21 protein-coding genes and 3 pseudogenes are annotated in these 23,514 nt (G+C 65.2%); 11 read left to right on the forward strand and 13 right to left on the reverse strand.

Features of this window, described 5'->3' with window-relative positions; translation table 11 throughout:
* The first annotated feature begins 18 nt into the window (after positions 1-18).
* Genes paoA through paoC form a run of 3 tightly spaced genes read left to right on the forward strand, consistent with a single transcriptional unit; the run spans position 19 to position 3,834 of the window.
* Entirely contained in the window at positions 19-675 is a 657-nt protein-coding gene (gene paoA / locus FG13_RS03165; RefSeq protein ID WP_035818319.1) for an aldehyde dehydrogenase iron-sulfur subunit PaoA, read from the forward strand.
* Complete coding sequence (locus FG13_RS03170) at positions 672-1,631, forward strand: FAD binding domain-containing protein (protein WP_035818321.1); 960 nt, start codon at positions 672-674, stop codon at positions 1,629-1,631. Before paoA ends, FG13_RS03170 begins: the two co-directional genes overlap by 4 nt.
* A 4-nt stretch (positions 1,632-1,635) precedes the next feature.
* The gene (gene paoC, locus FG13_RS03175; RefSeq protein WP_035818323.1) at positions 1,636-3,834 is read left to right on the forward strand and encodes an aldehyde oxidoreductase molybdenum-binding subunit PaoC; all 2,199 of its coding nucleotides are present in this window, start codon (positions 1,636-1,638) and stop codon (positions 3,832-3,834) included.
* A 54-nt stretch (positions 3,835-3,888) separates the two neighbouring features.
* On the opposite strand, the gene FG13_RS29855 is transcribed toward paoC, so the two are convergent.
* Positions 3,889-4,179 (reverse strand): hypothetical protein, encoded by a 291-nt coding sequence (locus tag FG13_RS29855; protein ID WP_152598656.1) that lies wholly within the window; start codon positions 4,177-4,179, stop codon positions 3,889-3,891.
* Positions 4,180-4,238: 59 nt separating this feature from the next.
* On the opposite strand from FG13_RS29855, the gene FG13_RS03180 reads away from it, so the two are divergent.
* Both FG13_RS03180 and corA read left to right on the forward strand, forming a co-directional pair.
* Positions 4,239-5,774 (forward strand): OmpA family protein, encoded by a 1,536-nt coding sequence (locus FG13_RS03180; RefSeq protein WP_081922396.1) that lies wholly within the window; start codon positions 4,239-4,241, stop codon positions 5,772-5,774.
* Between the two features lie 161 nt (positions 5,775-5,935).
* Positions 5,936-6,922, forward strand: coding sequence for a magnesium/cobalt transporter CorA (gene corA / locus FG13_RS03185; protein WP_035827020.1), 987 nt, complete (start codon positions 5,936-5,938; stop codon positions 6,920-6,922).
* Between the two features lie 206 nt (positions 6,923-7,128).
* Here the strand turns inward: corA and FG13_RS31210 are convergent.
* A pseudogene (locus tag FG13_RS31210) lies at positions 7,129-7,282 on the reverse strand (alpha/beta hydrolase); the annotation flags it as partial.
* Between FG13_RS31210 and FG13_RS31215 the strand changes: the two are divergent.
* From FG13_RS31215 to FG13_RS03200, 4 genes and pseudogenes are all read left to right on the forward strand, one after another.
* A pseudogene (locus tag FG13_RS31215) lies at positions 7,277-7,360 on the forward strand (IS1/IS1595 family N-terminal zinc-binding domain-containing protein); the annotation flags it as partial. The pseudogenes FG13_RS31210 and FG13_RS31215 overlap by 6 nt on opposite strands.
* Before the next feature lie 131 nt (positions 7,361-7,491).
* Positions 7,492-8,151: a helix-turn-helix transcriptional regulator gene (locus tag FG13_RS03190; RefSeq protein WP_051958436.1), complete on the forward strand. Its 660-nt coding sequence runs from the start codon at positions 7,492-7,494 to the stop codon at positions 8,149-8,151.
* 4 nt (positions 8,152-8,155) lie between these two features.
* Positions 8,156-9,148, forward strand: coding sequence for an ornithine cyclodeaminase family protein (locus FG13_RS03195; RefSeq protein WP_035818329.1), 993 nt, complete (start codon positions 8,156-8,158; stop codon positions 9,146-9,148).
* A 32-nt stretch (positions 9,149-9,180) separates the two neighbouring features.
* Positions 9,181-10,152, forward strand: coding sequence for a threo-3-hydroxy-L-aspartate ammonia-lyase (locus tag FG13_RS03200; RefSeq protein ID WP_035818332.1), 972 nt, complete (start codon positions 9,181-9,183; stop codon positions 10,150-10,152).
* A gap of 173 nt (positions 10,153-10,325) precedes the next feature.
* Here FG13_RS03200 and FG13_RS03205 read toward each other — a convergent pair whose 3' ends face one another.
* Entirely contained in the window at positions 10,326-11,024 is a 699-nt protein-coding gene (locus FG13_RS03205) for an aspartate/glutamate racemase family protein (RefSeq protein WP_035818335.1), read from the reverse strand.
* 81 nt (positions 11,025-11,105) lie between these two features.
* On the opposite strand from FG13_RS03205, the gene FG13_RS03210 reads away from it, so the two are divergent.
* Positions 11,106-11,921: a helix-turn-helix domain-containing protein gene (locus FG13_RS03210; RefSeq protein WP_235211652.1), complete on the forward strand. Its 816-nt coding sequence runs from the start codon at positions 11,106-11,108 to the stop codon at positions 11,919-11,921.
* A 5-nt stretch (positions 11,922-11,926) separates the two neighbouring features.
* Here the strand turns inward: FG13_RS03210 and FG13_RS03215 are convergent, their stop codons facing one another.
* From FG13_RS03215 to FG13_RS31220, 9 genes and pseudogenes are all read right to left on the reverse strand, one after another.
* Entirely contained in the window at positions 11,927-12,772 is an 846-nt protein-coding gene (locus FG13_RS03215; RefSeq protein WP_035818338.1) for a universal stress protein, read from the reverse strand.
* A gap of 46 nt (positions 12,773-12,818) precedes the next feature.
* Positions 12,819-14,621, reverse strand: coding sequence for a PHA/PHB synthase family protein (locus tag FG13_RS03220; protein WP_081922397.1), 1,803 nt, complete (start codon positions 14,619-14,621; stop codon positions 12,819-12,821).
* Between the two features lie 62 nt (positions 14,622-14,683).
* The gene (locus tag FG13_RS03225) at positions 14,684-15,211 is read right to left on the reverse strand and encodes a response regulator (RefSeq protein ID WP_081922398.1); all 528 of its coding nucleotides are present in this window, start codon (positions 15,209-15,211) and stop codon (positions 14,684-14,686) included.
* A complete protein-coding gene (locus FG13_RS28700) occupies positions 15,168-18,179 on the reverse strand; it encodes a PAS domain S-box protein (RefSeq protein ID WP_051958438.1) in 3,012 nt (1,003 codons plus the stop codon). The genes FG13_RS03225 and FG13_RS28700 overlap by 44 nt, the downstream gene beginning before the upstream one ends.
* Positions 18,176-19,318: an FIST signal transduction protein gene (locus tag FG13_RS03235; RefSeq protein ID WP_035818343.1), complete on the reverse strand. Its 1,143-nt coding sequence runs from the start codon at positions 19,316-19,318 to the stop codon at positions 18,176-18,178. Before FG13_RS03235 ends, FG13_RS28700 begins: the two co-directional genes overlap by 4 nt.
* A 14-nt stretch (positions 19,319-19,332) precedes the next feature.
* Positions 19,333-20,391 carry an HD domain-containing phosphohydrolase gene (locus FG13_RS03240; RefSeq protein ID WP_035818345.1) on the reverse strand — a complete coding sequence of 353 codons (1,059 nt, stop codon included), beginning with the start codon at positions 20,389-20,391 and terminating at the stop codon, positions 19,333-19,335.
* A gap of 52 nt (positions 20,392-20,443) precedes the next feature.
* Complete coding sequence (locus FG13_RS03245) at positions 20,444-20,947, reverse strand: chemotaxis protein CheW (RefSeq protein WP_035818347.1); 504 nt, start codon at positions 20,945-20,947, stop codon at positions 20,444-20,446.
* Between the two features lie 61 nt (positions 20,948-21,008).
* The gene (locus tag FG13_RS28705) at positions 21,009-21,893 is read right to left on the reverse strand and encodes a diguanylate cyclase (protein ID WP_442905215.1); all 885 of its coding nucleotides are present in this window, start codon (positions 21,891-21,893) and stop codon (positions 21,009-21,011) included.
* Positions 21,847-21,963: pseudogene (locus FG13_RS31220) on the reverse strand (hypothetical protein); the annotation flags it as partial. The pseudogene FG13_RS31220 and the gene FG13_RS28705, both read right to left, overlap by 47 nt.
* Positions 21,964-22,267: 304 nt before the next feature.
* Here FG13_RS31220 and FG13_RS29860 point away from each other — a divergent pair.
* The gene (locus FG13_RS29860; RefSeq protein ID WP_152598657.1) at positions 22,268-22,498 is read left to right on the forward strand and encodes a hypothetical protein; all 231 of its coding nucleotides are present in this window, start codon (positions 22,268-22,270) and stop codon (positions 22,496-22,498) included.
* Here the strand turns inward: FG13_RS29860 and gcvA are convergent.
* Positions 22,495-23,397, reverse strand: a complete 903-nt coding sequence (gene gcvA / locus FG13_RS03255; RefSeq protein ID WP_035818349.1) for a transcriptional regulator GcvA — start codon at positions 23,395-23,397, stop codon at positions 22,495-22,497. The two genes, FG13_RS29860 and gcvA, sit on opposite strands and share 4 nt — an antisense overlap.
* Positions 23,398-23,514 lie beyond the last annotated feature (117 nt).

A 23,514-nucleotide genomic window follows, 5' to 3' on the forward strand; every position in this document is an offset into this window, starting at 1 on the left:
GCCAGGAGGAAGCGCGAGATGACAGAGTCCCATCACATCAATGCCGGCAGGCGCGGCTTGCTGATCGCCGGCGCGCTGTCGGCCACGGCGGCGGCCGTGCCCAGTGTGGCAGGAGCGGCGGGAGCGGCGCAGGCCGTCAGCACGAGCGGCCAGGCGCCGCCAGTCCTGATGAAAGTCAGCCTCGACGTCAACGGCCGGCGCCACAGCCTGGAACTCGACACGCGCACCACCTTGCTCGACGCCTTGCGCGAACACTTGCACCTGACGGGCACCAAGAAGGGCTGCGACCACGGCCAGTGCGGCGCTTGCACCATCATGCTCGACGGCCAGCGCATCAATGCCTGCTTGACTCTTGCCGTAATGCATGATGGCGCCAAGGTCACCACCATCGAGGGGCTCGGCACGCCGGAGAAACTGCATCCGATGCAGGCCGCCTTCATCGCGCATGATGGCTATCAGTGCGGCTATTGCACGCCGGGGCAGATCTGCTCGGCCGTGGCCGCGCTGGGCGAGATCCGCCAGGGCATCCCCAGCCACGTCAGCGCGGACTTGAACGTGGCCCCGCAGGCGACACCCGAGGAATTGCGCGAACGCATGAGCGGCAACATCTGCCGCTGCGGCGCCTACTCCAACATCATCGAGGCGATCACCGAGGTGGCGGGGAGGCCGGCATGAGAGTGTTCAGCTACCAGAAGGCTGCCACGCCGGCCGAAGCGGCGGCGGCCGCCGTGAACACGCCGGGCGCCCGCTTCATCGCGGGCGGCACGAATCTGCTCGACCTGATGAAGTTGGAGATCGAAACGCCCGCGCATCTGATCGACGTCAATGGCCTGGCGCTGGATAAAGTGGAAGCAACAAAGGATGGCGGCTTGCGCATCGGCGCCCTCGTGCGCAACACGGCGCTGGCGGCCCACGCCACGGTGCGCCGCGATTATGCCGTGCTGTCGCGCGCCTTGCTGGCCGGCGCCTCGGCGCAATTGCGCAACAAGGCGACGACGGCGGGCAACCTGCTGCAACGCACGCGCTGCCCGTATTTCTATGACACGAACCAGGCCTGCAACAAGCGCGTGCCGGGCAGCGGCTGCTCGGCCATAGCCGGCTTCAGCCGGCCGCTGGCCATCCTGGGCGGCAGCGAGGCCTGCATCGCCACGCACCCGAGCGACATGGCCGTGGCCATGCGCGTGCTCGACGCCGGCATCGACACGGTACGTCCCGACGGCAGCACGCGCAGCATCCCCATCGCCGACTTTTACCGTTTGCCGGGCAACACGCCGCACGTGGAAACCGTGCTGCAGCCGGGCGAACTGATCACCAGCGTGACTTTGCCCCGGCCCATCGGCGGCACGCACGTCTACCGCAAGGTGCGCGACCGCGCCTCGTATGCGTTCGCGCTCGTATCCGTGGCGGCCATCATCTTGCCCAATGGTACGGGCAAGCTGGCCTTGGGCGGCGTCGCGCCGCAGCCGTGGCGAGTGCCTGCCGCCGAGCAGGCGATCCCCAATGGCGCCGCCGCCGTGAGCGAACGCCTGCTGGCCGGCGCCAGGACGACTGACGACAATGCCTTCAAGGTGACCCTGGCGCAGCGCACGATTGCCTCGGTGCTGGCTGAAGCGCAAGCAAAGAAAGGCTAGGGCCATGAAATTTTCGACACCTGCGACCACCAATCCCATCGACCAGCTGAAAGTCGTGGGCCGTCCCACGGACCGCATCGATGGCCCCCTGAAAACCACGGGCACGGCGCCGTATGCCTATGAACAACACAAAGCCGCGCCGCATGCCGCCTACGGCCATGTCGTCGGCGCGGCGATTGCCAAGGGGCGCATCGCCTCGATTGACACGAGCGCGGCGCGGCGCGCGCCGGGCGTGCTGGCCGTGGTGACGGCGGAGTCGGCTGGCAAGCTGGGTAAAGGCAAGATGAATACGGCCAATCTGCTCGGTGGCCCTGAAATCCAGCACTACCACCAGGCCATCGCGCTGGTGGTGGCGGAAACCTTCGAGCAAGCCCGCTCGGCCGCGCAGCTGCTCGACGTCAAATATATCGAGCAGAAGGGCGTTTTCGACCTGGCCAAGGCAAAAAGCACGGCCACCAAGCCGAAAGACGGCAAGCCCGACAGCAAGACGGGCAACTTCGCCGGCGCCTTTGCCAATGCGCCAGTGCGCCTGGACGCTACTTATACGACGCCTGACCAGTCGCACGCCATGATGGAGCCGCACGCCTCGATTGCCGCCTGGGAAGGCGACAAGGTGACGGTGTGGACGGCGAACCAGATGGTGGACTGGGGCCGGGGCGACCTGGCCCGGACCTTGGGCATACAGAAAGACAAGGTGCGCATCGTTTCGCCTTACATCGGCGGTGGTTTCGGCGGCAAGCTGTTCGTGCGCGCGGAAGCCTTGCTGGCGGCCCTGGGCGCGCGCGCGGCGCAGCGTCCCGTCAAGGTCGCCCTGACGCGGCCCTTGATGTTCAACAACACGACGCACCGGCCCGCCACCATCCAGCGCCTGCGCATCGGTGCCACGCGCGACGGCAAGATCACGGCCATCGGCCATGAATCGTGGTCTGGCGACCTCAAAGGTGGCCAGCCGGAAACGGCCGTGATGCAGACGCGGCTGCTGTACGCGGGACCGAACCGTATGACGGCCATGCGTCTGGCCGTGCTCGACCTGCCGGAAGGCAATGCCATGCGCGCGCCGGGCGAGGCGCCGGGGCTGATGGCGCTGGAAATCGCCATGGACGAGATGGCGGACAAGCTGAGAATGGACCCCATCGTGTTCCGCATCCTGAACGACACCAAGGTGGACCCGGAAAAACCGGGTAGACCGTTTTCCCAGCGCCGGCTGATCGACTGCCTGCGCACGGGCGCCGTGGAATTCGGCTGGAAGGAGAGATTAGCGCAGCCGGGCATGCGGCGCGACGGGCGCTGGCTCGTCGGCATGGGCGTGGCGGCCGCCTTCCGCAACAACCTCGTCATGCAGTCCGCCGCCCGCGTGCGCCTCGATGGCAATGGCGTAATCACGGTGGAAACGGATATGACGGATATCGGCACGGGCAGCTATACCATCATCGCGCAGACGGCGGCGGAAATGCTGGGCGTCACCTTGAACCGTGTCATCGTGCGCCTAGGCGACTCGGATTTTCCCGTTTCGGCCGGGTCGGGCGGGCAGTGGGGCGGCAACAGTTCCACAGCCGGCGTGTACGCGGCCTGCGTGCGCCTGCGCCAGGCCATCGCCGGCAAGCTGGGCTTCGATGAGAAAGAGGCGCGCTTTTCCGATGGCCAGGTGAGCCAGGGCGAGCGCAGCGTGCCGCTCGCTGCCGCCGCCTACCATGGCGACGTCGTTGCGGAAGACCACATGGAATATGGCGACCTCGATAAAAAATTCCAGCAATCGACGTTTGGCGCGCATTTCGTCGAGGTGGGCGTGGACAGCGACACGGGCGAAGTGCGCGTGCGCCGCATGCTGGCCGTGTGCGCGGCCGGCCGCATCCTGAACCCGAAAGCGGCCCGCAGCCAGGTCATCGGCGCCATGACCATGGGCGTGGGCGCGGCTCTGATGGAGGAACTGGTGGTCGACCAGCGCCGCGGCTTCTTCGTCAACCACGACCTGGCCAGCTACGAAGTGCCCGTGCACGCCGACATCCCGCACCAGGACGTCATTTTTCTGGACGAAACGGACCCCACGTCCTCGCCCATGAAAGCCAAGGGTGTGGGCGAGCTGGGCATCTGCGGCGTGGCGGCCGCTGTCGCCAATGCCGTGTACAACGCGACGGGGGTGAGGGTGCGGGAGTATCCGGTGACCTTGGATAAATTGCTTGCAAGACTGCCGGCCGTGGCGTAAGTCGTGGCCTAAGTGTTTGTAAACGCATAAACCGGACGCTTGCGTGGCTGGCTTTTATCCTGGGCCGGCCGCATCGTCCGGCCCATGCATTTCTGGCTTGCCAGCGTTGCAGTGGTAGTTCCTCCCTGCCATCGGTGCCGATGGTTTCTTTCCCGCCAAAATACCTTCCTTCATCGCCGACTGCCATCCCATGCTGGCTTGCACTGGCGATAGGCCAGCCGTAGCGCATTCAGCTTGCCCATGCCGCGCTGCCGTCTGTGTCTCATTAATGAATGATTGATGCTTATTGCGTAAAAATAAATACTGCAGGAGTTTTTTGTCATAAATTGCAAGATCAGCATGCATGGCGATTTGTGGAACGTCTTCAATTCAACACGGCGGTGAATTTTGCGAAGGGATAGACCATGTCTTCCAACGATACGGAAACGCCACCGCATACGCCAGCCAATGGACCTCAGCCTGCCCCACTGGAGGCAAAAGAATTGCAAGATAAAAATATGGAACGCTTGCGAGCATATGCATCGTTCTCGTATCAGCTTGTGATCGCTGTTGGTGCCGTGATTACCTTTGCATACTTATTTTCTATAAACTTCTTTCCCGTTGGCCTGACTGCGGGCGAGGCCGTGCTTTTTGTCTTCATCGCGCTGGCGTTTGGTTTTGTATATTCAATATTCTGGCTATATGGAACTTTTTCTGCGTTGTGGGCGTTTCAGACAGTACTTTGGATAGTTTATAAATTACGTTCTCTTTATCAGTTTTTGTTTCATGGGCGTCGTCCGCGTTCGGATATTTATTTTTTACACACCGCGCGCTGGCGGCCCGGCAAGCGATGGCAGCCTACCCGCATTCGCCGGTCCGGAAGAAAGACCGTCGCTGCGGGTAGCCAGAAAATGCTGCTTCCCCATGTTTTTCAGGGCTGGTTGCCCGGTCTGTCTTCCTTGATGACGTTTATGCTGATGGCCGCCGTCGCTTTTTCCAAAGCGAACGTAGTTTTCACGGAGTTCCTGGAGGCCTTCTTTTTTTCGGGAATTTTCACGTTACTGTTTTTATGGATAATTTCAAATATTCGGAAGTCAGCAGGTGGCAAGGCGCATGGTGCTGCTCCATCTTATTTTGTTCTGGGTTTGGTCTTTGCCGCATTCCCATTGGGTATAGTCATATTTTTTATTGGTGTAAAAGCGTTGCTGTTTCCGGTTTTCGCAGGCATAGGCATCAGGATGCCCCATGTCAGCATTGAATTGCCGGAATCGGAGCGTGGCAGCATCGACCGCGCAGCTGAAGTCCTTGGCCGGCCGCTGCTGGACTGTCGCAGGACTGCCGGCGGCCGATTACTCGTGCATGATGCAGATATCTTCTGGACAGCAGTGGGAAGCGTATCACTCGTGCAATTCAATATCAGCGAGTCCAGTGCCACGCCATTCGGAACCAGGGAAACAATATCAAGGAAAGTGGACTTGCGTATCGATACCGCGAATTTGCATATCATCAAGGCGGTTCCGCAACTCGATCCTTGTTTCGATATTTCCAGTGATATGGCGTTTCAAGCGGGAAGCCATGTATTAAGTTCTGCTGCGGTGCAAAGCCTGAAGGAAATGGTCGCCGCGATTAAAATGCGCGGCACTCCGGCGCATATTATTGTTCGTAGCCATGGTGATGCCGTCAATTCTGACAGCGCCGTCGATGGAACATCGCCGGATAATCAAAACCTGTTGAAATTGCGGGCAGAGGCAGTTGCCGAGTTACTTACATCCCTGTTGATTGCCGACAAACCCAGCATGGCGTCAGAAAGTGCGGGCAGCCATGAGCCACGGGTAAATTGCCCATTGGATCAACAGACGACAGCCCATCAAGTCGAGCAATGCAATGTGCCTAACCGCAGGGTTGAGGTATACGTCAGCTACGCCCGCCCGAAAACCGGCGATCGTATTTCCTTGAATTGAACGCTGCGCCAGCCCCTGGCATTGGACGGGTGGCACGCGCACGCAGCGCCTCGTTTGCCCCCCCTGTGTTGCCAGCCTTGCACTTGTGTGTCGCATTTCACGGTGGTTGCGGTTCTTTCTGGCAAGATGGTGCCTTGAGCCGATTTACTTCTGGAATGCGCATGGATTTGAATAATAATAAAGCTGTCGTGAACTGCACTGCCTATCGCAAGGGGCACAAGATCGACGATATTGCGGTGGAAAAAGTGGTCGAACTGCTGCAGGAAGCTGAAACCTTCGTCTGGATCGGCCTATTCGAGCCGGACCGTGGCACCATGCAACGCGTCCAGTCCCTATTTGGCTTGCACGAACTGGCCGTCGAGGATGCGGAACTGGCGCATGAGCGGCCCAAGCTGGACGAATATGGCGATACCTTGTTCATGGTGCTGCACACGGCAAGCCTGGACGGCGGCCGCATCGAGTATGGAGAAACCCACGTCTTCCTCGGTGCCAGCTTCATCATTACCGTGCGTCACGGACCGTCGGTGGGATATGCCAAGTTGCGTGAGCGCAAGGAAACCGTCCCGGACAAGCTGGCCAGCGGTCCCGGTTATGTGCTCTATACCATCCTCGACTTTATCGTTGACCAGTATCTGCCGTGCATCGACCATCTGCAGGCCCGCTTTAGCCGGTATGAGCAGGACCTGTTCAAGCCGAATTTAAAAGAAGACAAGCTGGAAGACTTCTACAATTTGAAAACGGAGATACTGAAGCTGGACGCGGCGGCCCATCCGCTGCATGACATCTGCAACCAGCTGCTGCGCTTCCATGGCGATTTGATACCGGAGCAGACCCGCATTTATTACCGCGACATTCTCGACCACGTCAAACGGGTCACGCATACGGCTGGTCAGATGCGCGAGCTGGTCAATTCGGCCATGCAGGTGGCGCTGGGGCAGATTTCGATCCGCCAGAACGAGGTCGTCAAGCGCCTGGCCGCCTGGGCCGCCATCCTGGCCGTGCCCACCATGGTCTTCAGCCTGTACGGCATGAACTTTGAATTCATGCCGGAACTGAAGTGGCGCGGCAGCTATCCGGCTGTGATCGTCGTCATCATCGCCGGCTGCTACTGGCTGCACCGGCGATTGAAGCGCGAGGGGTGGCTGTAGGGCACACACGCGGCCGCCATGCAAACATTGGCGAGTATTGCCGCCGAATTAGCTGCTACGATGAAATCAAGCGTCCAAGGCTGCTGCAAGACCTCCTTGGCGCGGATACCGTTTCCTGCCGGCGCCGCCACCCCAGAGGCGCCAGCCTGGACAACACCGCGTATCCGGCGCCACAAGGCTCCTAGTTTCCAGGAGCCTTTTTTTGCCTATTCCTCTTGCACCGCCCCGGCCGCTTCGAGTATCAGCGCCGCCACCTCGGCGGGACGCGAAGCGAGCGAGGCATGGCTGGCTCCAGGGGGATGACCTTGCGAGCGCCAGGCGCGCCGCCATGCGTTCCTGGTTGACGGGCGCAATCATGCGAAGCACTTCCACCGGCACGGCCTGGCCCATGGCCTGCAACGCTATCGCTGCGTGCCTTGCGGCAAAACCTTCAACGCCTAGATACTCGATGCCAAAAGAATACTGTCCTCTGCAAGCCTGCTCAGAGCCAACCTGGGCACGTTCCCACATCTGATGGTGACATAGCCAAAGTCTTTGACATTTTTTCCAGAACTGGATAATCTGTCTGCATGAAAAAACCTGCCGCCCCCGCCGCCATCGCCCGCAACGCCGAACAAGTCCTGCTGCTGGAGCAGATCAAGCAGGTGGCCGACGGCCTGGCGCGCACTTTTGCGCCATTTTGCGAAGTGGTGGTGCACGACTTGCTGGCACCCGAACATGCGGTGCTGGCCATCCACAACAATTTGTCCGGGCGCGCCGTCGGCGAGCCGGCGACGGAACTGGGCCTGGCGCGCATTCTCGATCCGGAGTATGCCCAGGTGGTGGCCAACTACCCCAACAAATTCGCCGACGGGCGGCAAGCGAAAAGCACCTCAATCGGCATCAAGGATGGCGAGGGCCAGTACATCGCGGCCCTGTGCCTGAACGTGGACCTGACCCTGTTCCAAAGTTTTCAAAGCGCGATGAACCAGTTCGTTGCCGTCGACGCGGGCGCCGCGCCGCGGGAATCGCTGGATCCGGCGGGCGCCGACGCCATCCGCGCCCGCATCGACCAGTTCGCGGCGCGCCTGGCCGCCTCGCCGCGCACCCTGAAAACCCCGGCACGCCGCGCCTTGCTGCAGGAATTGCGCGCGGCCGGCCTGCTCGACGTGCGGCGCGCCATGGAAATCATCGCCGAACATCTTGGCGTCTCGCGCGCCGCCGTCTACACCTACACCTACACCAGGTAAGCCCATGCCCACTTTCCCTGATACCCATCCGTCGGCGGCGCGCCTGCTGCTGCTCAATGCGGCCGCTGTCGCCGCCCACCTGCAGGCGGACGACGTGCTGGCCGCCGTGCGCGAGGCTTTCGTGCTGCACAGCCGCCAGCAGGGCCGCGTCTTTCCCGTCATCCGCGAAGCGCTGGCGACGGGCGGCGTGTTCGGCATCAAGGCTGGCGACGTGCCGGCCGAGAACCTGCTGGGCTTCAAGGCGGCCGGTTTCTGGCCCGCCAACCGCGCCGTCGGCGGCGAGCCGCACCAGGCCACCATCATGCTGCTCGATCCGGCCACGGGGCGCCCCGTGTGCATCATAGACGGCAACGCGATCACCACGGCGCGCACGGGCGCGGCCGGAGCCCTGGGCCTGCGGCAGCTGGCGCGGCCCGATAGTGTGTCACTGTGCGTATTCGGCACGGGCGTGCAAGCCACGGTGCAGGCCGAGTACGCGCTGCGCGTGTTGCCGCATCTGCACCAGCTGCGCTATGTCAGCTCCAGCGGCCAGCCGCATGCCGCCTTCGAGGCCATGTTTGCCGGGCGCATCGCCATCGCCCACGCGCCCGACGCCGACGAGGCCGTCGCCGCCAGCGATGTGGTGATCACTGCCACGCCGGGGCGCGCACCGCTGTTCAGCGCAAACGCCGTGCGGCAGGGCACCCACGTCAGTGCCATTGGCGCCGACACGCGCGGCAAGCGCGAACTGCCCGAAGGCTTGCTGGCGATGGCGCGCATAGTGGTCGACGACGTGGCGCAGGCGCGCAGCATCGGCGAAGCGCAATGGGCGCCGCAGATTCCCTGCCAGAGCCTGGGCGACTTGCTCGACGGGCGCGCCAGCTTGGTGCGGCACGCGAGCGACATCACCGTGCTCGATCTGACCGGCCTGGCCCTGCAAGACCTGACGGTGGCGCGCCTGATCCACCGCCAGGCGCTGGCGGCCGGCAGCGGCACCGAGATTTCCTGGCCGTGGTAAGGCCAGTCTTCACTTTTTGAAAGGCACACGGCATGCAGAATCTGACTCTTCCCACCTATGCCGACGTGGTGGCCGCCGCCGGACGCATCGCGGGCCACGCCCACACGACGCCCGTCATTACGTCGCGCACCGTCGACGCGGAGTTTGGCGCCGAAGTCTTTTTCAAGTGCGAGAACCTGCAGCGCATGGGCGCTTTCAAGTTCCGCGGCGCCTACAACGCGCTGTCGCAGTTCGACTTGCAGCAGCGCCGCGCCGGCGTGGTGGCTTTTTCGTCGGGCAACCACGCCCAGGCGATCGCCTTGTCGGCCCAGCTGCTCAATATCCCCGCCACCATCATCATGCCGCACGATGCGCCGGCCGCGAAGATCGCCGCCACGCGCGGCTATGGTGGCAACGTGGTGCTGTATGACCGCTACACGCAGGACCGCGAGCAGATCGGCCGCGATCTGGCCGAACAGCACGGCATGACCCTGATTCCGCCGTACGACCATCCCCACGTGATCGCCGGTCAGGGCACGGCCGCCAAGGAACTGTTCGAGGAAGTCGGGCCGCTCGATGCCTTCTTCGTGTGCCTGGGCGGCGGCGGCCTGCTGGCCGGTTCGGCCCTCGCCACGCGCGCGCTGTCGCCAGCCTGCAAGCTGTATGGCGTGGAACCGGAGGCGGGCAACGATGGCCAGCAATCGTTCCGCGCGGGGCAGATCGTGCACATCGATACGCCAAAAACCATCGCCGACGGCGCGCAGACGCAGCACCTGGGGAACATCACCTTCCCGATCATCCGGCGCGACGTCGACGACGTGCTGACGGTCAGCGACGCGGAATTGGTTGAGCGCATGGGCTTTGCCGCCTCGCGCATGAAGCTGGTGATTGAACCGACGGGCTGCCTGGGTTTCGCTGCCGCCCTGCAGATGAAGGAGCAGCTGCACGGCAAGCGCGTGGGTATTCTGATCAGCGGCGGCAATGTCGACATGCAGCGCTTTTGCGAACTGCTGGGCGGCGCATGATTGATGCGAACGGGATGATCGTGCTGTCTGCGCAAGTGGCCGCGTCCAGGGGCGTGCCCGCTATCGCCGGGGCTGCGGGGATTTCCGGGGCTATACCAGCGAGTATCCAGCCGGGCCGGACTTCCAGACGCGCCAGGCGCCGCAACTGATGGCCATGCTGGGGCAGCCGCACGTCAGCCTTCGCCATCCAGGATGAAATCGATGGCCGCTTGCGCATGCAACAGGGTGCTGTCGAGCAGCGGCAGGGCGCTGTGCTCCTGTTGCAGCAGCAGGCTGATTTCCGTGCAGCCGAGGATGACAGCTTGCGCTCCGCGCGCCGCCAGGGCATCGATGGCGCGGCGGTAAACGTCGCGCGATGCCGCGCGCACGATGCCCGCGCACAGTTCTGCGTAGATGATGTCGTGCAGGGCGTCCTGCTCTTCTTCCGGCGGCACCAGCACGGCCAGGGCCTGCGCTTCCAGGAGCGCGCGCAGGAATGGCTGCCGCATGGTGAAGGCCGTGCCCAGCAAGCTCACCGTGCGCAGGCCTTGCTGGCGGGCCGTGCGGGCGACGGGATCGGCGATATGCAGGAAGGGCAGCGGCACGGCGGCCGTGATGTCCCCGGCCAGCAGGTGCATGGTATTCGTGCACAGCACGATGGCCTCGGCGCCGCCCGCCTGCAGGCGGCGCGCGGCGTCGCACAGGATGGCCGATGCATCGTGCCAGCGCCCCGCGTGCTGGGCCTGCTCGACAGGACCGAAGTCCACGCTGTACAGCAGCAGCGGCGCCGAGCGTAGCGGCCCCAGTCGGGCGCGCACGCCTTGGTTGATGATGCGGTAATATTCAACACTGGATTCCCAGCTCATGCCGCCGATCAGGCCGATTGTGCGCATGTTTGTCTCCGTCAGGATGGATTGATGTGAGGACATGCAGTATCGCCAGGACTGGCGCAGGCATCTATCAGGAAATTTCACATGGACCAGTCGGATCATCGCGCGCGCAAGGAGCTGCCAGGCATGGCGGTGCAGCCTGTCGCCTTTGCGGCGGGCCGCTGGCTGCTGCTGCTGTTGCCGTGCGCGCCATACAGCGCGCGCGATCCCGCGCAAGTCCATTCCCTGGGCGTGTCGCTGCAGCGCCAGCGCGGCGTGCATGCCATCGGCGCCGACCGGCGCGGCGATTTCGACACCTATCCTGGCGTGCTGGCCCAGACGCCGGCCGGCGTCGACGTGTTTTCCGAATCGGCGCACGGCGGCGAATACCTGGTACTGCGCTGGTCCGGCGAGGAGACCATGGCGGCCCGGCGCCTGGAAGTGGCGGGGCATGCTGCCGCGCTGGCCGTGGCGCGCAAGCTGCGGAGCTTGCTGCTGGCGCCGCAGGCCGATGCCCTGGCGCTGGAGCAGGGTGCGCTGGACTTGCTGGCCTTGCGGCCGGGCCAGGCGCCGGCCAGAGCGCCTGCCGGCTGCCCGTGCATGGCACGGGTGCTGGAACGCATCGCCGGTGAGTTTGCCCAGCCCCTGAGCCTGGAGCAGTTGGCCGCCGCCGAAGGCATGCCCGTGCTGCGCTTGCTGCGCGATTTCAAGCGGGCCACCGGCATGACGCCGCACGCGCATATCGTGGAAACGCGCGTACAGGCGGCGCGCGTCTTGCTGCGCCAGTCCGGCGCGCCGCTGGCCAACATCGCCCTCGCATGCGGCTTCGCGCACCAGTCGCACCTGGGCAGCGCGCTGCGCGCCGCCGTGGGCTTGACGCCGGGCCAGTACAGGCACCTGCATGGCGTCGGCGCGGCTTGATGCGGCTAGTGCGACACCAGCACCGGCAAGGTCATGTCCTGCAGCACCGTGCGCGTGACGCCGCCCAGCAGCGCTTCGCGCAGGCGCATGTGGCCGTAGCAGCCCATCACGACCAGGTCGCAGTGCCGCTGGGCGGCCATGGACAGCAGGGCCGCGCCCACGTCCTGGCCCGGCGGCGTGTCGTGCTGCAGCACCTCGACGTTGACGCCGTGGCGCGCCAGGTACAGGGCCAGGTCGGCGCCCGGCTGCTCGCCATGCGCGGCCGGCTGGGCGTGCGAATTGACGACGGCCAGCGTCACTTGCCGCGCCCCTTGCAGCAGCGGCAGCGCATCGGTGATGGCGCGCAGGGCTTCGGCGCTGCCGTTCCAGGCCAGCAGCGGATGCTGCGCGATGCCCGCCGGCGCGGCGGCCGGCGCGTGCGGCACCATCAGCACGGGCCGGCCGCAATGGAGCATCAGGTATTCGGCCGTGCCGGCGATGACGCGCGACGGCGTATCCTGCGCATCCGTCTGGCCCAGGATCAGCAAGTCGCAATAGCGCGCCTGCAGCAGCAGCGCGCCTTGCGCGTCGTCGTCGACGAAGCGCGTCTCGTAACTGCCCAGGCCTTCCTCGCGGGCGATGCGCTCGAAGTCGTGCAAGGCCTCGCTGGCCTGGGTGCGCAGCGCCTGCATCTGCGCTGGCGCGAACTGCAGCGCGTTGACGCCGCCGCCATACGCGTAGCGCGAGATGCCGCTCATGGCCGAGCCGATCAGGTGGGCGCCGTCGGCAACGGCCAGGCGCACGGCCAGGCGGATGCGCTGGGCGCAGTGGCGCGAATTGTCGACGTGGACCAGCAGGGTGGTGTAGGGCATGGCGTTTTCCTCGGTTGTCGCTAGATTGTCGCTCGGTTGTCGGTGATCAGGTTTGCAGCACGTAGCTGCCCGGCGCATCGCCCAGGTCGGGCCCCATGGCCGGCGGCGCCACTTGCGCGCCCGCGCGTTCTTCCAGCCACGCTTGCCAGGCGGGCCACCACGAACCGTCATGCTGCGGCACGTCGCGCTGCCAGCTGTCCGCGTCGATGTAGGGCGCGTCGTGGCGGTGCGTGGCCAGCTGGTAGCTGCGGCGCGGCTGGCCCGGCGGCGAGACCACGCCCGCATTGTGGCCGCCCGAGGTCAGCAAAAAGGTGACGTCGGTGTCGGTCAGCAGCTGCAGTTTATACACGGAGCGCCACGGCGCCACATGATCCGTCAGAGTGCCGACGGCAAAGATGGGCGCATCGATGTCGGGCAGGGCGATGTGGCGGCCGGCCGTGCGGTAGCGGCCTTCGGCCAGGTCGTTGTGCAGGAACAGGCGGCGCAGGTATTCCGAATGCATGCGGCAGGGCATGCGCGTGGCGTCGCCGTTCCAGGCCATCAGGTCGCTGTCCTGCTCGTTTTGTCCCAGCAGGTAGTGGCGCAGCTGGCGTGACCAGATCAGGTCGTTCGAGCGCAGCAGCTGGAAGGCGCCCGCCATCTGCTTCGTGTCGAGGTAACCCTGCTTCCACATGGCCGCTTCCAGGAAGCTGACCTGGCTCTCGTCGATGAACAGCGACAGTTCGCCCGGTTCCTTGAAGTCCACCTGCGACGCCAGCATGGTGAGGCTGGCCAGGCGCGCATCGCCATCGCGCGCCATGGTCGCGGCGGCGATCGCCAGCAGGGTGCCGCCCAGGCAGTAGCCAGCCGCGTGCACCTGCGGCGCGCCCGTGATGCGGGCAACGGCGTCAAGCGCGTCCATCACGCCCAGCTGGCGGTAGTCTTCCAGCGACAGCTCGCGGTCTTCTTCCGTCGGGTTTTTCCAGGAAATCATGAACACCGTGTGGCCCTGGTCCACCAGGTAGCGCACCAGCGAATTGTGTGGCGACAGGTCGAGGATATAGAACTTCATGATCCACGCCGGCACGAACAGCAGCGGCGTGGCATGCACCGTCGCCGTCGTGGGCGCGTACTGTATCAATTCGATCAGGTCGTTGCGGTAGACCACCTTGCCCGGCGTGACGGCCACGTTCTGGCCTACCTGGTAGCGGCGCGTGTCGGGCGCATACGGCCCCATGGCGGCGCGCTGCCAGTCGGCGGCCGCATGCGCTGCGCCGCGCGCCAGGCTGGCGCCGCCGCTTTCCAGGGCCGATTGCTGCACCACGGGATTGGTCGGCACGAAGTTCGACGGCGCCAGCATGTCGAGCCACTGGCGCACGGTGAACGTGACGACATCCTCGTGGTGCGGCGAGACGCCGCGCACGCCCGTGGTGGCGCGGTGCCACCACTGCTGCTGCAGCAAAAAGCCCTGGTAGACGAGGTTGTATGGCCAGCGCCGCCAGGCCGGGTCGTCGAAGCGCCGGTCCTGCGGCAGCGGCGCGATGCACGGTTTGGCGTCGCCGCTGGTCAGGGCCGATTGCATGGCGTATTGTTGCCAGCGGCCGATCTTCTTCCACGCTTCCTCCAGCAGGGCTTGCTGCTTCGATGGCGCCAGCGCCAGGTGGCCGAGCCAGTCGGCATACGCGTTACCCAGCGCGGCCGGCGAAATGCCGCCCGTAAACTTGCCCAGCCAGGCGTTCAGCAGCAGGTCGAGGGTGGCGCCTTCGGGTGCGCTTTCCGGATAACCGGGCGCCGGCACGCCTTGCCAGGCGCTGCCCAGGCGCTCATGTTCCACGTTGTGCTGCGCGTCGCTCGGCTGCGTCTTGCTCATCCGGTGCTCCTGTCATTTTTTTACAGGATAGCAAGAGCTTGTTCAAAAAATTATGATCTACATCAAGTTTGGCCGGATGCGTGCAGCTGGCAGCTTGCCGCCTGGATGGCCACCTCCGTTTCCTGCACAAACAGCCGCAGTTGCGCTTCCAGCGCAGCTAGCCGCGCCAGCAACGCCCCCTGCGGTGCCGTGGCCGCCTCGCGCTCGATGGCGGCGGCGATGGCGACGGCGGGTGCCGCCTGGAAGTTGGCCAGCAAGCCAGCCAGGGTATGCGCCTGCCGGCTTGCGGTGGGCCGGTCGCCCGCCTGCAGGGCCGCGCGCAAGGCGTCCAGCTGGGCCGGCAAGCCTGCCAGGAACGACGCGCCGATGATGCCGATCACGTCCGCGTCGGGGTCGGCCAGCGCGGCGCCGTAATCGAAGCGGGGCGGCGTTTGCTCGCTGATTTGCAGCACATGCCGCTCGATCAGGCTGTGGAAGGCGGCGGTGCGAAAGGGTTTCGACAGGTAGTCGTCCATGCCACCGGCGATGCAGCGTTCGCGGTCGCCTTCAAAGGCGCTGGCCGTCATGGCGATGATGACGCTCCTCGGCATGCCCTGCGCCTCGCGCGCGTATCTGCGCGGTGGCGTCGAAACCGCCCATTTCCGGCATTTGCAAATCCATCAGTATCATGTCGAAATGCGCGGCGGCCTGGCAATCGAGGGCGATGCGGCCGTTGGCCGCATGCGTGACCCGGTGTCCCGCATTCGACAGCAGCACGGTGGCCAGTTCGCGGTTCATGGCGTTGTCCTCGACGAGCAGGATGTCCAGGCCGGGCATGTCCTTGCCCACGCGGTGGCGCGTGGCGACGGGCGCGGCGCCGGGCATGCCGCGGCAGGTGCCCAGCACGCTCATGGTGACTGCCAGCAATTCCTCGGGGCTGGCCGGCTTGAGCAGGTAGCCATCGATGCCCAGCTCGCGGCAGCGCGCCGCGTCGCCCAGGCTGCCGCTCGACGACAGCATGACGATGGGCACCTGGCTCCAGTGGGGCAGGGCGGCCAGGGCCGAGGCCGTGTCGAAGCCGTTCATGCCGGGCATGGCGAAGTCCATGATGATGCAGTCCGCAGGCAGGCCGCCACGGCAGCCGTCCAGCGCCGCCTCGCCCGATGCGCAGGCGGTGACGCTGGCGCCGCTGCGCTCGAAGATCCGGCGCAGGATGGTCAGGCTGCTGGGGTTGTCGTCGACCAGCAGGATGCTGCGTCCGGCCAGGGACGCGCCGGGCGGCGGCAAGGTCTGCTGCTCGCCGATGGGCAGGGCCAGGTCCACGGTGAAGCAGCTCCCCTTGCCCAGTTCGCTCGACAGACCGATGCCGCCGTCCATCATCGTCACCAGGCGGCGCGTGATCGACAGGCCCAGTCCCGTGCCGCCGAAGCGCCGCGTCGTCGACCCGTCTTCCTGCTGGAAGGCGTCGAAGACGGCCTCCTGCATGTCGGCGGCGATGCCGATGCCCGTGTCGCGCACGCTCAGGCGCAGGCTGGCTACGCCATCGCCGCTGGCGCGCAGCCGGGCGCTGACGGCGACTTCGCCGCGCGGCGTGAACTTGATGGCGTTGCCCGCCAGGTTGGTCAGCACCTGGCGCAGCCGGCCCGGGTCGCCGAGCAGGGTGTGCGGCAGGGCGGGATCGACGTCGAGCACCAGTTCCAGCCCGCTGGCCTGGGCCCGCATGGCGTGCGCGCGCATGGTTTCCTGCAGCAGCTGGCGCAGGTCGAAGGGGATGCTTTCCAGGCTCAGCATGCCCGCCTCGATCTTCGAGAAGTCGAGGATGTCGTTGATGATGCACAGCAGGGCGTCAGCCGAGGCCTTGACGACTTCCAGGTATTTGCGCTGGTGGGCGTCGAGTTCTGAATCGAGCACCAGGTCCGTCATGCCGAGGATGCCGTTCATCGGCGTGCGGATTTCGTGGCTCATGTTGGCCAGGAATTCGCTCTTCGAGCGGCTGGCCGATTCGGCCACTTCCTTGGCCAGCAGCAACGCCCGCTCGGCCGCCTTTTGGCTGGAAATATCGACGATGGTGCCCACCAGGCCGCTCAAGCCGCCATCGGACCTCATCAGGGCCGCCTTACTGAACAGCACGTCGACCTGCCGCCCGCCGACAGTGAGCCGGTCTTCATACGTCTGCTTGCCCTTGTCGAGCATCAGGCGCCGGTCTTGCTGCGCCACCTGCTGCGCCTCTTGCGGCTGCAGGAGGTCGGCTACCGTCAGGCCCAGGATGTCCGATTGAGGGAGGTTGAAGAAGGCGCAGAAGGCGCGGTTGGCGCGCAGGTAACGGCCCTGCACGTCCTTCAGGTACAAAGGGATGGGGATGGTTTCGATCAGCGCATCGACGAAGTTGAGGTTGTGCCGCAGCTCGCGCGCCGCCAGGCGCCGCTCGGTGATGTCGGTCAGGCTGCCGGTGATGCCGGCCAGCCGCCCCAGGCCATCGCGCTCGGCGCGCGCGCACACGTCGATCCAGCGCACGTTGCCGTCGCTGGTGACATAGCGCGCTTCATGGCGCATGCTGTCCACCTGGCCGCCCAGCAGCTGGTACAGGCCGGCGGCGGCGCGTTCGCGGTCGCGCGCATCGATGAATTGCAGCACGCTCTTGCCCAGGCTATCGGCGGCGTCGAAGCCGGTGATGGTGTGCCAGGCGGGGTTCAGGAAGGTCCAGGCGCCGTGCACGTCCGTGCGGAAGACCACCTCGTTGAGGCTGTTGACGACGTTGCGGTATTCGCGCTCGCTTTTCGCGATGGTCTCGGCCATGCGCTTGCTTTCGCTGATTTCCGTGCGGATGGCGATGTACTGATACGGCTTGCCGGCCGCGTCGAGGAAGGGCACGATGGTGGCGTCGACCCAGTATTGCCCGCCATCCTTGGCATGGTTGCAGATTTCGCCGTGCCACACCTGGCCGGCCGCGATGGTTTGCCACATCTGCGCAAAGAAGGCGTCTGGATGCGCGCGCGAATTGATCAGGCGGTGCGTCTGGCCGATCAGCTCTGCGCGCGCAAAGCCGCTGATGGCGCAGAACTTGTCGTTGACGTAGATGATGACGCCGGCCGTATCGGTGATGCTGATAATGGCGTGCTGGTCCATCGCAAAGCGCTGGTTCTGCAGTTCGATGCGGCGCAGCTCCTGTTGCGCCACCAGTTCAGCCAACAGTGCCGACAGGCCCTCGATATCGCCGTCCTGCGGCAGGTGCAGGCCGGAATCGTCATTGTCGAGCAGGCGCACGGCCGCCACGCGCAGCGACTGGATCACGCGGTTGCGGCTGGCCAGTTCCGTGCGCAGCAGGTCATTCGTCATGCTCAGTTCATTCGAACTCAGTTCCAGGCTGCGCGAGCGCAGGTCCAGGTCGCGTTCGGACTGTTCGTAGGCGCCGTCGACGCGCAGCAGCAGGTCTGGCAGGCCGGCCAGGAAACTGGCCAGTTCGGGCGGCGTGCCCGCTTGCCCGCACTGTGCCTGCGCCTGTTCCAGCAAGGCGGCGCAGGCGGCGTCCGAGTCGATCGCGCAGACGCGGTTCAATTGGCGTGCCAGGGTGCGGTTCATGCTTCGCTCAATATAGTCACGGTCATCGTCTGGTTATGCAGCTGGCATGCGCCATGCGGCTGGGCGATGCCGATTTCGCCATTCGAGTAAAAGCCGGCGATGCAGGCCGCGCCGCCCAGCAGGTCGGCCACGGCTTCGACTTCTTCCTCGACCCGGTCGCCCATCACCAGCTTGCGGCCGACGCAGCTGACCAGCAGGGCCAGCTGGTCGCCCGCGGCGTCGGCGTGGGCCTGTACGCCGCGCGCCGCCGTTTCGGCCCCGTCGATCAGCCGGTTGGTGCTGGAATGCATCAATTTCAGGTAACCGTCGGCGAGGATGTCGCCGGCCAGGGTCAGCGATCCCTGTTCTTCATCGACGGCGAGGATGGTGCGGAAGATATTGCTTTTTTCATGCGCTGCCGTGAGCATTTCAAACGGAAACAGCAGCCCCGAGCCGGGCAGGCCGCGCGCATGGTCGCCCAGGTACAGCTTGTAGATGTCGAGCGCGCGCGCGCCGTCCAGGCCATACAGCACGTTGCCGACGCAGCGCGTCACCTTGCGCGCCGGGCCGAACGCTTCCCAGCCCGCATGGCTGCCGTAGCCGAGGCGCACATGGTCGCCGTACAGGCCGACGGCGACGACGGTGTTGTCGGCCGCGCCGCGCGGGCCCAGGGTCCATGTCTGGCGAAACGCGCCGCCGTCCGCCGCCAGCCCGCCGGACACCGTCACGCCCGGCGGCAGGTTCGCCTGCAGGCCGGCGATCAGGGCGCTGCCGTTGATGGCCACACCTGTGCCCAGCATGAAGACGGCCGTCAGGCCGTCCTGCGGCAGCGCCTGCGCCAGGCGCTCGCCCGTGTCGCGCGAATCGGCCATGTCGCAGATGATGGCGTCGGCAATCGCCACTGTCGTGCGGGCAAAGCGGATGGCGGTGATGACGCAGCTGTCGTCGTAGACGCGCTTGCCGGCGATTTCGCCGGCCGTGGAGCAGCCGGCGATGACGGCGCCGGGCAGTTGGCGGCGCAGCGCCGCGCTCAGGTCGGGCGCGGTAAAGTAGGCGCAGGCGCCGAAGACCAGCACCAGGTCGGGCGCCATGGCGGCCAGGGGCGCCAGGGCGGCGTCGATGTCGGCATGGTTTTTCAGGATCAGTTGTTGCACGCGCATGACAGGCTCCTCGCTTACAGTGGGTGGGCGTGATGAAGGACGGGATCGGGCAGGCTGTCGCTGATGGCGAGCACCTCGTCCCAGGCGCCCAGAAAGGCGTCGATGCACAGCGGGCAGAAATGGCCGCCCCGGTTTTCCTCCAGGTACTGGCGCGCCTGCCCTAGCGGCCAGGCCGGCTTGTACGGGCGCGCCGAACTCAGGGCGTCGAAGACGTCTGCCACGGCCACGATGCGCGCCGACAGCGGTATCCGTTCACCCGCCAGGCCGCGCGGATAGCCGCTGCCGTCGTATTTTTCGTGATGGCCGCAGGCGATTTCCTCGGCCAGCCGGATCACTGGCGAATCGCTGCCGGCCAAGATTTGGCCACCGATTTCCGCATGCTGGCGCATGATGGCCATCTCCTCGGGATCGAGCCGCCCCGGCTTGAGCAGGATATGGTCGGGCGTGGCCAGCTTGCCCACGTCGTGCATGGGAGCCGCCTTGAGCAGCAGCGCCTGCCATGACGCGTCAATCCCCAGTTCCCGGGCAATCAGCGCCGAGTAGCGCGCCATGCGCATGATGTGGCCGCCTGTTTCGGGATCGCGGAATTCGGCCGCCCGCGCCAGGCGCGTGACCAGTTCCATCTCCCTGGCCGTGACGTTGGCGATGGCCTCGGCCACTTCGTGTTCGAGCAGCCTGGCGCGGTCGGCCAGCAAGGTTTGCGCCGTGCGCAGGGCCAGCAGGTTGCGCACGCGCAGACTGAACTCGATGGTGTCGACGGGCTTGGTGAGGAATTCCGTCACGCCCAGCGAAAAGGCCTGCTTGCGCACGGCGCGGTCGTTTTCGGTGGTGACCATGATGATGGGGATGTCGGCCATATCCGGCATTTTGCGGAAAATGCTGAGGAATTCATTGCCCGACAGGCTGGGCATCCGGTAATCGAGCAAGACCAGCTGCGGCACGTGCGATTCGCACCAATACAGGGCATCGATGGGATCGCTCATGCAGACCGGTTCGATGGTGCTAGCCTTGCGGGCCAGAGTCGCCAGCAGGTTCAGGTTGGTGTCGTTGTCATCGACGATCAGGATGCTCATGGTGTCTCCGGCGCAGTGCGGTCAGGTGGCGGGCGGGACGGCGATGGCTGGCTCAGGCCGCCAGCTTGTCCGTAGCGTGCATGCCCAGGCCCGCCAGCAGGCTGTCCATGTCGAGCACGATCAGCATGCGCTCGTCCAGGGTGCCGATGGCCGTCACGTGGCCGGCCATCGCCGAGCCGTGCAGCTGCGGCGGTGGCTTGAGCTGTGCCGGCGCCAGCGGCACCACGTCGGCCACGCGGTCGACCACGATGCCGGTGGCGCCGTGCGGGAAGACGAGGATGATCACCACCGTCGAGGCGTCGTAGGCGGGGTCGGTCTGGCCCAGCGCGATGCGCAGGTCGAGCAGCGGCACGATGCTGCCGCGCAGGTGGATGAGGCCCATGAGGAAGGCGGGCGCATTGGCGATGCTGGTCACGGCCCCGATACCGCGGATTTCCTGCACCAGCGCGATATCGATCGCGTACTCCTCCTTGCCCAGTCCGAAGACCAGCAATTCCCGGGCGCCCGCCTGCGCAGGTTGGCCCGCCGCTGTGGCATGTGTCGTGGTCGTTTCCATGTGCTTGCTCCTGTCAGGTGCTGCGTGATGCATGAAACTGCGAAAATCCCCGGGGTGCTGCTCAAGCCTGCTCGATGCGGTTGCGGCCCTTGTTCTTGGCCTGGTACAGCGCGGCGTCGGCCTGCATGAAGCCGGCTTTCCAGTCGCCGTTGTTGGGCAGCGGCGCCAGGCCGATGCTGATCGTCGCCGTGATGGACGTCTGCTCGAAGGTGACGCATGTGGCGGCCACGGCAAGGCGGATGCGTTCGGCCACGCGGTGCGCCGTGCTCATGTCCGTATGTGGGAACAGCATGCCGAATTCCTCGCCGCCCACGCGGGCGATGACGTCCGATGCCCGCGCCTGTGACTGGAGCACGGCCGCGATGGCTTGCAGCACGGCGTCGCCGGCCGCGTGGCCATGCCGATCGTTGACCTTCTTGAAGAAATCGATGTCGGCGATGCCGATGGTCATCGGATTGCCCGCGCGCCGGTCCCGCGCGGCCGCACGCACGGCATCGATCTCGAAGGCGCGGCGATTTGGCAGGTGGGTCAGGGGATCGCTCAGGGCGATGCGCTGCAACTGCTGCCAGCGGGCCGTATTCTGCTGTTCGATGGCGCGTTCATGGCGCTGGTCGATGAAAAAGGCGCCCATGTAGTTTTCATCGTCCAGTTTGCCCAGGTCCATGGCCTTGAGCACGATGGGCAGCATCGAGCCGTCGTGGTGGCGTATGGCGAAATGGCGCTTGTGGCCGAGTACCTTGGACTTCTTGTAGCCAGCCAGATAGGCGCCGATCCGCGCGCCATGCTGTTCGCGCACGGCGTCGGGCAGCAGCGGCTCGATCTGCTGGCCCGGCAGGCTGCCCGCGGCATAGCCGCTCAGCGCATACATGGCCTCGTTCGCATAGCGGATGCGCGAGCCGGCATCGATGATGACGGCGGCGTCGTCGGCGGCGTCGAGCAGACGCAAGGCCAGGATTTTGTTCATGTGCGTGTCCCCTGCAAAGAAGGCGGAGCTGCCGGGCGGTCGAGGCTGCGATAGCTGTTGCACCGCTTTGATTTCTCCATGGAAATCATCATACATCAAATAAAATTGATTTCAACGAATATTGCGATTTAAATGATTTTATTTGGTTTTTTCGCACATACAGCTTCAAGCCTGAACGGCATAAAACGCTTCTCATCCACCATTTTCTCCTATGGTGTGGCATATTTTCCCCGTCGTGCCGCTTGCCGTTGTACTGATAAAACGTTTTTTTCGTGAATTTATTTATTGTATTTGGTTAATTTATGTCGCAAAATAAAGCCAAGCCAGACCAGTAACCGTGGATAGAGGAGATGGACATGCATACGAGGATGTCGGCAAGGAGTAGTGCAGAGGCGGGCAGGGGGCGTCCGCACGGGCCGGGCGGCCATGCGTCCGTGCGGCGCCTGAAGGCGATAGCCTACCTGGCCCTGTTGCTGGCCGTGGTGCCGGCCGCGGCCTGCATCGCCACGGGGCGCGCCGGCGTGCCGGTGCTGTTTTCCACCATGTGCGGCGTGGTGTCGTGCGCGGCCGGCGCGCATGCGTTCTAGCGCGCTGCCTGCGCTTCCTCGCAGATCCATGCCATGAAGGCCTGCACGGCGGGGCGCGTGGCCGCGTCGGGCCGCGTCACCAGATAGTAGGCAAAGCGCGCGGGCCAGGGCAAGTCCAGCACTTGCACCAGGCGCCCGGCGGCGATCTCCTCCTGCGCGTACAGCTGCGGCACCAGGGCCAGGCCCTGGCCCGCCTCGGCCGCGCGTATCAACAGAAAATCATCTTCGAAGGCCGAGCCGCGCAGCGCCCGCGCCGCATCCTCGCTGTCGTCCGGCGCGCCGTGCGCGGCCAGCCACAGGGTCCAGTCGGCGCGGTCCGTATCGTGCAGCAGCGGGTAGCGCAGGCAATCGCCCGGCGTGGCGATGGGCGGCTGGCCCGCCATCAGGGCGGGGCTGGCGACGGGCACCAGCACGGGCGCCATCAAGCGCGTCACCTGCAAGCCCGGATAGTCGCCCAAGCCGTGGAGCAAAGCCACGTCGACCCGGTCGCGGCGCAAGTCGACGAGGGCCGATGTCGCTTCCACGCGCACCTCGATCTGCGGATGGCGCTGGTTGAAGCGGCCCAGCCTCGGCACCAGCCACGCGGCGGCAAACGTGGCGACCGTGCTGACGGTCAGCGTCTGGCGCGCGCCCATGTCTTCCAACGCCTGGCTGGCGCCGGCGATCTGCGCGAAGGCGCCCAGCAGGGTGGGATGCACGCTGGCGCCCGCCTCGGTCAGGCGCAGGCCCTGGCGTTCGCGCGTAAACAGGGGCATGCCGACCCGATCTTCGAGCAGGCGGATTTGCTGGCTGACGGCGCCCGACGTCACGTGCAGCGCCTCGGCGGCCGCCTTGATGCTGCCGCGCTGGCCCACCTCGACAAAGGCGCGCAGCGCCTGGAGTGGTAAAGGATGCTTCATCGATATAGTTTTTCTATAGCCAGACAGTAAAAATCATCGTTTCCATTCTTTGACGATAACAACGAGGATGGCGGTGTTTACAAGGCTGATTGTACTTCAGTAAAACTATATCGACAG

The sequence above is a fragment of the Janthinobacterium sp. RA13 genome (genome assembly GCF_000745325.1).
Lineage (GTDB): Bacteria > Pseudomonadota > Gammaproteobacteria > Burkholderiales > Burkholderiaceae_D > Janthinobacterium > Janthinobacterium rivuli.